Source organism: Kitasatospora sp. NPDC029312 (assembly GCF_055569215.1).
The window spans coordinates 20044-30738 of record NZ_JBVHXY010000001.1; the positions used below are offsets into that span (position 1 = coordinate 20044).

The following is a 10695-nucleotide window of genomic DNA, read 5'->3' on the forward strand; positions in this document are numbered from 1 at the left end:
GGGCGACACCCCGTCACCCCCTTCCGACAGGAGCGCTGATGCGCCGTACCGCCCGGGCGCGCTCGCGTGCCCCCCGCCTGTTCCCCTGCGCCGCCGCGCTGGTCGCCGCCGCCGGACTGAGCCAGCTCGCCGCCCCCGCCCCGCACCACGCCGCGGCCGCGGCCGCCGTCTGCGACGGCACCGACGCCGCCGCCCGCAGGCCGGCCGGCAGCCAGGCCGGGAAGGACCCGAACGCCGTCAGCGCCGCCGAGGCCCGGGCGATGCAGGCGGACCTGGCCGGCCGGCTGGCCACGCTCGGCTCCGCGCACGTCCCGCTGGGCGCCGCCCCGATCACCGTCCCGGTGTACGTCCACGTGATCCACGCCGGGGACGCCGGCCGGCTGGACCAGGGGGTCGTCGCCGCCCAGATCGACCACCTCAACGCCACCTACGGCGGCCAGGGCGAGGGCAACAGCCCGACGCAGTTCCGGTTCGAGCCGGCCGGCACCGACTGGACGGACAACGCCGACTGGTACGCGGGCATGACCCCCGGCTCCGCCACCGAACACGCGATGAAGAAGGCCCTGCGCAAGGGCGACCAGGGCGCCCTGAACCTGTACACCGCCCACCTCGGGCAGTCCCTGCTCGGCTGGTCGACCTTCCCGAACGCCTACCGCTCGAACCCCGCCGACGACGGCGTGGTCGTCCTCGACGACTCGCTGCCCGGCGGCCCCGCCGTCCACTACAACGAGGGCGACACCGCCACCCACGAGACCGGCCACTGGCTCGGCCTCTTCCACACCTTCCAGGGCGGCTGCCTCGCCCCGGGCGACTACGTGGACGACACCCAGCCCGAGCGCAGCCCCGCCTACGGCTGCCCCGAGGGCCGCCACACCTGCCCGGCCTCCGGCCTCGATCCGATCCACAACTTCATGGACTACAGCTACGACTCCTGCATGAGCCAGTTCACCCCGGGCCAGGCCGCCTTGATGGCGAACTCCTGGGTCGCTTACCGGAGCTGAGCCGGTTCGAGGTTCCGAGAGCCTTCGGGCAAGGTCTGTCGCCGGGGTGCCGGACGCCCCCCGGCGCGGCGGATATCGACCGTATGTCCGATTTGATCTATGTTCGGATGATCGGGACCCGGCAGGAGCAACCGAAGGAGTCACGGCATGAGTGCCAAGCCCCGGATCGTCGTCGGTGTGGACGGCTCACCCGCCTCGGAGCAGGCGTTGCGCTGGGCGGTCGAGTACGCGAAGGCCGTCGGCGGGAGCATCAACGCGGTCGCCGCCTGGGAGTACCCCGCGTTCTACGGCTGGGGCGGCACGAGTGCGCCGGCCGAGGCCTACAACCCGGAGGAGCTCGCGGGCGCGACGCTCTCCGAGAGCGTCGCCAAGGTGGTCGGCGCCGAGCCGGGCGTGCCGATCAGCGAGAACGTGGTGCCCGGCAACGCCGCCGGGGCCCTGCTCCAGGCCGCCAAGGGCGCCGCGCTGCTGGTGGTCGGCAGCCGGGGCCTCGGCGGCTTCTCCGGCGTGCTGCTCGGCTCGGTCAGCCGCCACCTCACCGAGCACGCGCCCTGCCCGGTGGTCGTGGTCCGCGAGGGCCAGGGCGGGGCCGAGGGCGCGACCGAGTAGCCCGAGCGCGGCAGCCCCGGGACGCGGCAGCACCCGAACGCAGGGGCCACCGCCCCGGCGGGCCGCCGCCCGGACCAGAATGGAGTCATGCCCGAAGGTGACTCCATCTACCGCGTGGCGGCGCGGCTGCACGACGCCCTCGCCGGGCAGCTGCTGACCGGCGCCGAGCTGCGGGTGCCCGCCCACGCCACCGCCGCGCTCGCCGGCCGCCGGGTGCTGGAGGTCGTCCCGCGCGGCAAACACCTGCTCACCCGGCTGGAAGGCGGCCTCACCCTCCACACCCACCTGCGGATGGACGGCCGCTGGGAGTTCTACCGCCCGGGCGAGCGCTGGAGCGGCGGCCCCGCCTGGCAGATCCGCGCCGTCCTCGGCACCGAGCGGGGCACCGCCGTCGGCTACCGGCTGCCCGTCGTCGAACTGCTGCGCACCGCCGACGAGCACCGGGCCGTCGGCCACCTCGGCCCCGACCTGCTCGGCCCCGACTGGGATCCGGCCGAGGCCGTCCGACGCCTCCTCGCCCACCCCGGCCGCCCGCTCGCCGAAGCCCTGCTCGACCAGCGCAACCTGGCCGGGATCGGGAACGTCTACGCCAACGAGCTGTGCTTCGTGGCCGGTCTGACCCCGTGGACCGCGATCGGTGAACTCCCGTCCCCCGACCGGCTGGTGGAGCGCGCCCGGCAGATGCTGGAGGCCAACAAGCTGCGCTCCGGCCACATCACCACCGGCGACACCCGGCCCGGCCACCGGCACTGGGTCTACGGCCGGGCCGGCCGGCCCTGCCCGCGCTGCGTCACGCCGATCCGGACCGGGCGCCAGGGCGATCCGCCGCTGGACCGCGCGGTGTTCTGGTGCCCCTACTGCCAGCGCGGCCCGGCCCCGGCCGTCACGTCCGCTCGACCAGGGCGGGGTGGCGCGGGTCGTCCACCCGGACGGTGACGTCGGCGGACTCGGCCGGCCCGGTCTCCGCCTCGTAGCGGGCGAAGGCGGGCAGGGTCCACTGCTGGTCGGCGGGGGTGCGGCGGGCCAGCGCGGCCGGGCTGAGCGCGAGGTGCACGGTCAGCTCCAGCGGCAGCCAGCGGCCGAGCAGCAGCGCGCCGTCCAGCACCAGCACACCGCCGGGCGGGAGTTCGGTGTAGGGGGCGCGGGTGGAGCGGTCGGTGGCCGGGTCGCGCAGCGAGGGCAGCACCCGGCCGCTGCCGCCCGGTTCCAGCGGGTCGAGCACCTCGCGCAGCAGGGCGCCGTCGTCCAGCCAGAGGTCGTGGAAGGCGTCCGCGTCCTGGTGGCCGTACTCCAGCCGGATCGACGCCGGCCGCAGGAAGTCCGCGGCCGACACCCGCAGCGCCGGGCGGCCGCGCAGCCGCAGCGGCTCCACCAGGGCGTCCGCGAGCGCCTCGGGCCGGGCGGCCGCGGCTCCGTCCACCGCGACCCGCAGCCACCGCTCGCCGGCGCCGGGCAGCGCGGCGATGCGGTCGGCGAGCAGTTCGGCCAGCTTGTCGGGGGAGATCGGGCGTACCTGCATCAGGCCATCCTGCCGTCTGCGCCCCGCCGCTGGGAAAGCGCCGCCGCCACGAAAGGGCCGCCGTGCCTGACCCGCCGCTAGGAAAGGGGGAGCGCGTGGAGGACGCCGTCGTGGCCCGCGTAGAGGCGGTCCTCCCGGGCGGGCTCGGCGCCACCACGCGCCGGGGAGGATATCGAGCCGTCCACGAACCATCCGAGACGGCGGCCGAGGCTGGACTAGGCTGCGGCGCGGAGCACAGGCCGCCCAGGTCACCGGGAGGGGTACGCCGTGACGAACGGGGACATCGCACCCGAGTGGATGCACCGGCAGATCACCAGTGAGATGTACGACTCCTGGACCGAGGAGCAGTGCGCGGGCATCGAGATCGTCGACGGGATGGTCGTCGCCAGCCCGAGCACCTCCAAGCGGCACAACCGCATCGCGCGCCTCCTGGCGAACGCCCTGGACGAGGCGGGCGGCGAGGACTGGAACGCCGACACCGACTTCGACGTGCGGCTGCACGACGTGCCGCTCGACAATCGGCGGCCGGACATGGTGGTCTACCGCGCGGACAGCATCGACGAGTCGCCGACCCGGCCGGAGCACGTGCTGCTGCTGGTCGAGGTCGTGTCGCCGGGCTCGGAGACCACCGACCGGGTGGTCAAGCTCGACCAGTACGCCGAGGCGGGCATCCCCTTCTCCTGGCGGGTCGAGCAGGCGGCCGGGCGGGTGCCGATCGTCCACACCTACGTGCTGGATGCGGCGAGCCGGTCGTACGAGGCGGGCGAGCTGTTCGCCGGGATCGTCAAGGCCGTGGCGCCGTACCCCGTGGAGATCGACCTCTCCGGGCTTTGATTCCCGCTCCCGTCGGCGGCCGGACAGCTCAGGCCACAGGGCTCGCCTTGACAGGGTTCCGGGGCGGACGTAGCAAGGGAGCATGCGCCATCCGCAGGCGACCGGCGGGGCCGATGAGCCGGTCCGCGCGGCGGTCCCGGAAACGTTGCCGGAACCGGTCCTGGACCCGGGTCCGGAGGCGCTCTCCGGTGCGGTTTCGGAGCTGGGTGCGGCGTTCGGCGCCGGGGCGGAGCCGGGGGTGGGTCCGGAGGCGGGCCGGGGAGTGCTCGTGGAGGCGGTGCACGAGCGGGACGAGCTGCTGGCGGAGGCCGTCCGCCGGGTGGTCGGGACCACCGGAGCGTACGGGGCGATGGTGTACCTGCGGTCGCGGGACCACCGGTCGCTGATGCTGCTGACCCTCGCCGGGGCGCCGCTGTCGATCATGAGCCCGTTCCGGCGGATCGCCGCCGCCGGGCCGCTGCCGGTCGCGGTGTGCTTCCGGACCGGGCGGACCATCGCGCTGGCCGACACCGAGGACGCCATGCGGCGCTTCCCCCAGCTCGCGGTCGGGCTGCCGTACGACTTCGTCTCCGCCTGCGTGCCGGTGGAGCACGGCGAGGGGCGGTTCGGGGTGCTCAACGTGCTGTGGCCTGCCGGGGACGAGGGGGCGCCGGCCCGGGAGTCCGGCCGGCTGGACGCCGTCGCCGCCCGCCTGGGCGCCGGGCTGGACGCCTTGGCGGCGGCCGGGCGATTGGTCGAGCCGTCCGGGGACGCCGCCGTGGTGGAGCTGCCGCCGCCGTCCGCGCCCACCACCCGGGTCGGGCTGTTCGACTGGAACACGGCCACCGGCGCGCTCGCCGCCGACGCGCTGTTCCAGGAGATCTTCGGCTTCGGGCCCGGCGAGTTCGACGGCACGGTGGGCTGCCTGACGAGCCGGATCGCCCCCGGCGACGTGCCCGGGTTCCGGGCGGCGGCCCGTACCGCCATGGAGCGGGGCGAGGTGCTGGCCGCCCGGGTGCGGGTGCTCGGGCCGGACGCCCGCCCGTACCCGGTGGAGCTGTGGGCCCGGGTGCCCGGCGCGATCGCCGACGGCCGGAGCCACCTGGTCGGCGCGGTGCTGGACGTCCGCACCGTGACCGCCGCCGCGGCCGCCGTCGAACGGATGCGCGAGGGCGTCTTCGCGCTCGCCCCGGACGGCCTGATCACCTACGCCAACCGCGCCACCGAGCCGCTGCTGCGAGTCGGCCGGGACAAACTGGTCGGCCACTGCCCGTGGGAGGTGCTGCCCTGGCTCGCCGACCCCTTCTACGAGAACCGCTACCGCGCCGCCCTGCTCTCCCAGCAGCCGACCGCCTTCCTGGCCGCCCGCCCGGCCGGCGGCTGGCTCGCCTTCTCGCTCTACCCCGACGCGCACGGCGTCACCGGACGGGTCGTCGCCGCCGAGGCCCCGCCGGACGCGGCCGAACCGCCCGCCGCCCCGCCGCCGTCCACCGCCGCCACCGGCGTGGGCGGCACGCTCCACCTGCTCCAGCTCGCCAGCGCCCTCACCGAGGCCGTCACCGTGCGCGACGTGTGCCGGGCGGTGGCCGAGGAGATCCTCCCGGCCTTCGGCGGCCAGGAGCTCGCCATCTACACGGTGCACCAGCAGCGGCTGCACCTGGTCTCCCAGTCCGGCTACCCGGACGGCTTCCTGGACGGCTTCGAGGGCACCCCGCTGGACGCCCGGGTGCCCGGGGCGGAGACGCTCAGCACCGGGCACCCGATCTTCTTCGAGTCGGTCCAGGAGCTCGCCGCCGCCTACCCCGGTCTGGCCCTGGACGAGATGGGCGCCTGGGCCTTCCTGCCGCTGATCGCCTCCGGCCGTCCGGTCGGCAGCTGCATCCTCGGCTTCGACCGCCCGCACGCCTTCACCCTGGAGGAGCGCGGCCTGCTCACCGGCCTCGGCGGCTTCATCGCCCAGGCGCTGGAGCGCGCCCGGCTCTACGACGCCGAGTTCGCCCTGGCCCGCGGCCTGCAGCAGGGGCTGCTGCCGCACCGGTTGCCCGAGGTGCCGGGCGTCCGGATCACCGCCCGCTACCTGCCCGGCACCCAGGGCATGGAGATCGGCGGCGACTGGTACGACGCGATCGTCACTGGCGCGGACCTCACCCTGGTGATCGGCGACGTCGAGGGCCACAGCGTGGGCGCCGCCGCCGCGATGGGCCAGCTGCGCAGCGCGGTGCGCGCCTTCGCCAGCGGCGGCGAACCGGTCGACCGGGTGCTCGAGCGCACCAACCTGCTGCTGCTGGACCTCGACCCGGGGCTGCTCGCCAGCTGCTGCCTGGTCCGCCTCACCCCCGCGGACGGCACCGTCCGGATCGCCCGCGCCGGGCACCTGCCGCCGGTGCTGCGCCACCCGGACGGCCGGGCCGAGGCGCTGTACGTCCCCGGCGGGCCGCTGCTGGGGGTGGACGGGGGAGCGACGTACCCGGCCAGCGAGCTGCGGCTGCGGCCCGGTTCGCTGCTCGCCCTCTACACCGACGGCCTGGTGGAGGACCCGGCGCTGGCGATCGATCAGGGCGTGGACCGGCTGCGCGCGGCGCTGGCGCACGCCCGGCCCGAGGAGGGCCCGGAGGAGCTGGCCGAGCGGTTGCTGCGCGAGGTCGGCTCGACGGGGCGGGTGGACGACGTGGCGCTGCTGCTCACCGCTTTCGAACCGGCGACTTTCGTCGGTGCGCGGGGCGACGAAGGGTGACCGCGGTGGGCGGGGCCGTCCGGTTAGCCTCGAGCGGTGGATGCGAGCGCGCGGGCCTGGTCGAGGGCGGTACGAACGGCGCTGCCAGGGCCCTGGCCCCGCCGGCGGGTGGTGGGCGAGGCAGTGCAGGCCCTGGTCATGGGCGTGGTCGCGGGCCTGCTGGAGGTGCTCGCGGGCACCGGGCTGGCGGTGCCGTTCGGGACGGCGGTCGCGGTGCTGTGGGTGCTGCGCCGGGGGTTCCCGGGCGTCGTGCTCGTCCTGGTCGGGGCCATGACGGGCTGGTCGCTCGGGCCGCTGCCGTTGCTGGTCTGCGCGGGGTGGGCGGCCGGGGCGCGGATCCGCCGGGTCGGGCGGCTGCTGGGCTCCGTCGTGCTGAGCTGTCTGCTGTTCACCGTGACCGGGGCGGTGAAGGACGGCGCCTCGGCCTCACCCAAGCTGATCGTCGGACTGTCGCTCGGCATGTTCCTGGTCTTCGCCGTCCTGCCCGCGCTGTACGGGCGCTACCGCGCGCAGCGCCGGGCGCTGCTGGACGCGCTGCGCGAGCGCAACGACCAGCTGGTCCGTGAGCGGGTCATGGTGGTGCGCCAGGCGCGGCTGCGCGAACGGCACCGGATCGCCCAGGACATGCACGACAGTCTGGGCCACCAGCTCGCGCTGATCTCCGTGCACTCCGGCGCGCTGGAGGTGGACCGCACCCTCACCGACCGGCAGCGGGAGGCGGTCGGCGTGCTGCGGCAGGCGGCCGTCGCGGCGATGCGCGAGCTGCGCGAGGTGGTCGGCGTGCTGCACGACGAGTCGACGGCGCTGCCGCCGGCGGTCGGCACGCAGGGCGCGACGCCGGTCCGCGGCGGGGCGGACGGCATCGCGGAGCTGGTGGAGTCCTCCCGGGCGGCCGGGACGGAGGTGGCCTACTCGACCGAGGGCGAGCGGCGCCCGCTGGCGGCCGCGGTGGACAACGCCGCCTACCGGATCGTGCAGGAGGCGCTCACCAACGCGCACAAGCACGCCGCCGGCGCGCCGATAGCGGTCGCGCTCCGCTACGAGCCGGACGCGCTGGTCGTCGAGGTGACCAACCCCCGAGCGCCGGAGCTCGTCGGCGCACACGTCGGCGCGGGGTCGGTCGTCAGCGGCGGACAGGGGCTGACCGGGCTGCGGGAGCGCGCCCGGCTGGTCGGCGGCATGGTGCACGCCGGGGCGACGCCCGAGGAGGGCTTCCGGCTCGCGGCCGTGCTCCCGTACGAGGGGTCGGAGAGCGAGGGCGCGGGCGCCCTGGTCGGGGAGGAGGACTGGGTCCTGGAGGGCCTGCCGCCGGCCGACGGAGCGGGCGAGGGGCGGCGCAGCCCGGCGATCGGCTGCGCGGCCGGGGTGGGCGCGGTCACGCTGGTCGTGGTGGGGCTGGTGGTCTGGGGCGCGCTGGCCTTCGTCCGGGGCGCCGGCGACTCCACGGTGGACCAGTCGGTGTACGAGCGGATCCAGCTCGGCGAGTCGAAGGCCGAGGTGATGCGACAGCTGCCGCCCGGCAACGACTTCTTCACCTCCGACTACGAGCGCAGCGGCCCGGACCGCCCGGAGGGCTCGCGCTGCCGGTGGTACTCGCTGTCGAAGGGCGGCTCCGAGTCCTGGTCGGAGAGCCACGTGGCGCGGTTCTGCTTCAAGGACGGGGTGCTGGTGGACAAGGTCGAGTACGTCACCAACGACTGACCGCCGGGCAGCCCGGGTCCTTGCCGGGTCCTTGCCGGGTCCTTGGCCGGGCCGGGCCGGCCGCCCTGGCCGGGGTGCGGGTGGGGCGGGATGTGAGGATGGTGCCGCAGCCGCACCACTGTTCGAGGGGAATGACCACCAGTGATCCGAGTCCTCGTCGCCGACGACGAGCCGCTCATCCGAGCCGGGATCAGGATGATCCTGGGTTCGGCCGACGACATCGAGGTGGTCGCGGAGGCCGCCGACGGCCGGGAGGCGCTGGAGCTGGCCCGGTCGCACCGCGTGGACGTGGTGCTGCTGGACATCCAGATGCCGGTGATGGACGGGCTGACGGCGCTGGGGGAGCTGGCGAGGGTCGCGCCCGGCGCACGGGCGATCATCCTCACCACCTTCGGGGAGCGCGAGAACGTCCTGCGCGCCGTGACCGGGGGCGGCGCCGGATTCCTGCTCAAGGACACCGCGCCGAACGAGCTGATCCAGGCCGTACGGGCGGCGGCCAGCGGCAACGCCTTCCTCTCCCCGGCCGCCACCCGGCACATCGTCGACTCGCTGGCCTCCGGCCGCAGCGGCTCGGCGGCCGCCCGCAGCGCGCAGGCCCGGCGCCGGCTGGAGGTGCTGACCGCACGCGAGCTGGAGGTGTTGGCGCTGCTCGGGGAGGGCCTGTCCAACGCCGACGCGGGGGTGCGCATCCACATGAGCGAGGCGACGGTGAAGACGTACGTGAGCCGGATCCTGGCCAAGTTGGGCTGCGAGAACCGCGTCCAGGCGGCGCTGCTGGCGCGGGACGCGGAGCTCGACGGCCGAAGCTGACGGTGTTCAGTCGAGTACGCTGGGTGTCCGCTGTGGCGGATCCCACTGAATCGGATGCCTGAATCGGGAACTCCGGATGTCACGGTGACGGCACGTCAGCTCCTGACTGCGGAGCGTGGATGGTGTGCCCGGTTTTACGGCTGGACAGATGTGAGTGAGGGCACGGAAGTTGATCGTTTCATCCTGAAAATGCGGTCAAACCCGGTCAAACCAGCCGCAGTTCCTTGATCCGTACCGCCGGTAACCGTCAACTGACCTGCGATTACCAAGAACCGCTTGCTGCGCCCCGGAGATGGCCCCTAGCTTTCTTGGCGGCGCAACGAGCGCCACCCGGGTTCACCCCGACGCACCGCCCGCCGACTGACCTCCGGCGCAAGGGCGTTGCCCGTCGACGAGACCGGCTCTGGCGGGCCGTACCGGCCCTGCCAGGCCGTCGGCGAGCGGAGGTGGCCGGGACGGCACGGCACGTCCGACACGTGCGCTGCCGTCCGACGAGCGAGGCAAGCGCGACCCACCGCCCCATGTCCCGGGCTTGGTTCCGGCTGCCCGCCCGGGGATTGACGAGAGGAACTTCATGACTCACCGTCACGAGACCGCCGCTGCCACCGACTCCACCGCCGGCCCCAAGCGCAACCGCGTGCGGATGGCGGTCCTCGCGGGTGCCGCCGTCGCGGCCCTGCCGGTCGCCGGCCTCGTCACGGCCACCTCGGCCTCCGCCGCGACCACCTCCGCCTGGGACGCCGTCGCCCAGTGCGAGAGCGGCGGCAACTGGAGCATCAGCACCGGCAACGGCTTCCACGGCGGACTGCAGTTCACGCCGTCGACCTGGGCCGCGTACGGCGGCACGGCGTACGCCCCGCAGGCCAACCAGGCGAGCAAGGCGCAGCAGATCGCCGTCGCCGAGAAGGTCCTCGCCTCCCAGGGCCCGGGCGCCTGGCCCGTCTGCTCGAAGAAGGCGGGCCTCGGCAAGGGCGGCGCCCCGGCCGCCGTCGACACCTCGGCGCACGCCGACACCGCCGCCAAGCCCGCCCAGCGGGCGGAGAAGCCCGCCACGGCGCCCAAGGCTGCCCCCAGGGCCCAGCAGCAGGCGCCCAAGGCCGCCACGGGCCGACCGTCGGCCAAGCCGGCCCAGTCCGCGCCGGACGCGGAGAAGAACACCTCCGGCGGCAGCTACACCGTCCGGAGCGGTGACACGCTGAGCGACATCGCCGCCAAGTTCGGCGTCGACACCGACGGCCTCTACAGCAAGAACGCCCGCATCATCGGCACCGACCCGGACCTGATCTTCCCGGGGCAGACCCTGACCGTCTGACCCACCATCGCGTCCTGGCGCGTCCCAGCCGTCCTGGGGCTTCCGGCAGGTCCTGACGCCGGCCGAGGGGGGGACACGGGGGGGGGGGGGGGGGGGGGGGGTTGTGGGGGGGGGGGGGGGGGGGGGGGGTGGGGGGGAGGGGGGGGGGGGGGGCGGGGGGGGGGGGGGGGGGGGGGGGGGGGGCTTGAACGCCTGC

9 protein-coding genes are annotated in these 10695 nt (G+C 75.1%); 8 read left to right on the forward strand and 1 reads right to left on the reverse strand.

Features of this window, described 5'->3' with window-relative positions:
• Nucleotides 1-38 precede the first annotated feature (38 nt).
• The 3 genes from ACZ4WV_RS00110 (at nucleotide 39) to ACZ4WV_RS00120 (ending at nucleotide 2546) form a co-directional block, all read left to right on the forward strand.
• Nucleotides 39-1001, forward strand: coding sequence for a zinc metalloprotease (locus tag ACZ4WV_RS00110; RefSeq protein WP_465741118.1), 963 nt, complete (start codon nucleotides 39-41; stop codon nucleotides 999-1001).
• Nucleotides 1002-1148: 147 nt separating this feature from the next.
• Nucleotides 1149-1610, forward strand: a complete 462-nt coding sequence (locus ACZ4WV_RS00115) for a universal stress protein (protein ID WP_465741120.1) — start codon at nucleotides 1149-1151, stop codon at nucleotides 1608-1610.
• Nucleotides 1611-1697: 87 nt separating this feature from the next.
• A complete protein-coding gene (locus ACZ4WV_RS00120; protein ID WP_465741122.1) occupies nucleotides 1698-2546 on the forward strand; it encodes a DNA-formamidopyrimidine glycosylase family protein in 849 nt (282 codons plus the stop codon).
• Here ACZ4WV_RS00120 and ACZ4WV_RS00125 read toward each other — a convergent pair.
• Nucleotides 2494-3129 (reverse strand): nucleoside/nucleotide kinase family protein, encoded by a 636-nt coding sequence (locus ACZ4WV_RS00125; protein ID WP_465741124.1) that lies wholly within the window; start codon nucleotides 3127-3129, stop codon nucleotides 2494-2496. The two genes, ACZ4WV_RS00120 and ACZ4WV_RS00125, sit on opposite strands and share 53 nt — an antisense overlap.
• Nucleotides 3130-3426: 297 nt before the next feature.
• Between ACZ4WV_RS00125 and ACZ4WV_RS00130 the strand changes: the two genes are divergently transcribed.
• From ACZ4WV_RS00130 to ACZ4WV_RS00150, 5 genes are all read left to right on the forward strand, one after another.
• The gene (locus tag ACZ4WV_RS00130; RefSeq protein WP_465741642.1) at nucleotides 3427-3963 is read left to right on the forward strand and encodes a Uma2 family endonuclease; all 537 of its coding nucleotides are present in this window, start codon (nucleotides 3427-3429) and stop codon (nucleotides 3961-3963) included.
• 82 nt (nucleotides 3964-4045) lie between these two features.
• Entirely contained in the window at nucleotides 4046-6676 is a 2631-nt protein-coding gene (locus tag ACZ4WV_RS00135; RefSeq protein ID WP_465741126.1) for a SpoIIE family protein phosphatase, read from the forward strand.
• A gap of 111 nt (nucleotides 6677-6787) precedes the next feature.
• Complete coding sequence (locus ACZ4WV_RS00140) at nucleotides 6788-8377, forward strand: sensor histidine kinase (RefSeq protein ID WP_465741128.1); 1590 nt, start codon at nucleotides 6788-6790, stop codon at nucleotides 8375-8377.
• Between the two features lie 141 nt (nucleotides 8378-8518).
• A complete protein-coding gene (locus ACZ4WV_RS00145) occupies nucleotides 8519-9187 on the forward strand; it encodes a response regulator transcription factor (RefSeq protein ID WP_465741130.1) in 669 nt (222 codons plus the stop codon).
• Between the two features lie 574 nt (nucleotides 9188-9761).
• Entirely contained in the window at nucleotides 9762-10499 is a 738-nt protein-coding gene (locus ACZ4WV_RS00150; protein WP_465741132.1) for a transglycosylase family protein, read from the forward strand.
• The last annotated feature ends 196 nt before the right edge of the window (nucleotides 10500-10695 follow it).

Bases quoted from the DNA above. Each gene is read 5' to 3' on its own strand.
- ACZ4WV_RS00135 (WP_465741126.1), top strand. From the start codon at position 4,046: ATGCGCCATCCGCAGGCGACCGGCGGGGCCGATGAGCCGGTCCGCGCG.
- ACZ4WV_RS00110 (WP_465741118.1), top strand. From the start codon at position 39: ATGCGCCGTACCGCCCGGGCGCGCTCGCGTGCCCCCCGCCTGTTCCCC.
- ACZ4WV_RS00120 (WP_465741122.1), top strand. From the start codon at position 1,698: ATGCCCGAAGGTGACTCCATCTACCGCGTGGCGGCGCGGCTGCACGAC.
- ACZ4WV_RS00130 (WP_465741642.1), top strand. From the start codon at position 3,427: ATGCACCGGCAGATCACCAGTGAGATGTACGACTCCTGGACCGAGGAG.
- ACZ4WV_RS00115 (WP_465741120.1), top strand. From the start codon at position 1,149: ATGAGTGCCAAGCCCCGGATCGTCGTCGGTGTGGACGGCTCACCCGCC.
- ACZ4WV_RS00125 (WP_465741124.1), bottom strand. From the start codon at position 3,129: ATGCAGGTACGCCCGATCTCCCCCGACAAGCTGGCCGAACTGCTCGCC.
- ACZ4WV_RS00150 (WP_465741132.1), top strand. From the start codon at position 9,762: ATGACTCACCGTCACGAGACCGCCGCTGCCACCGACTCCACCGCCGGC.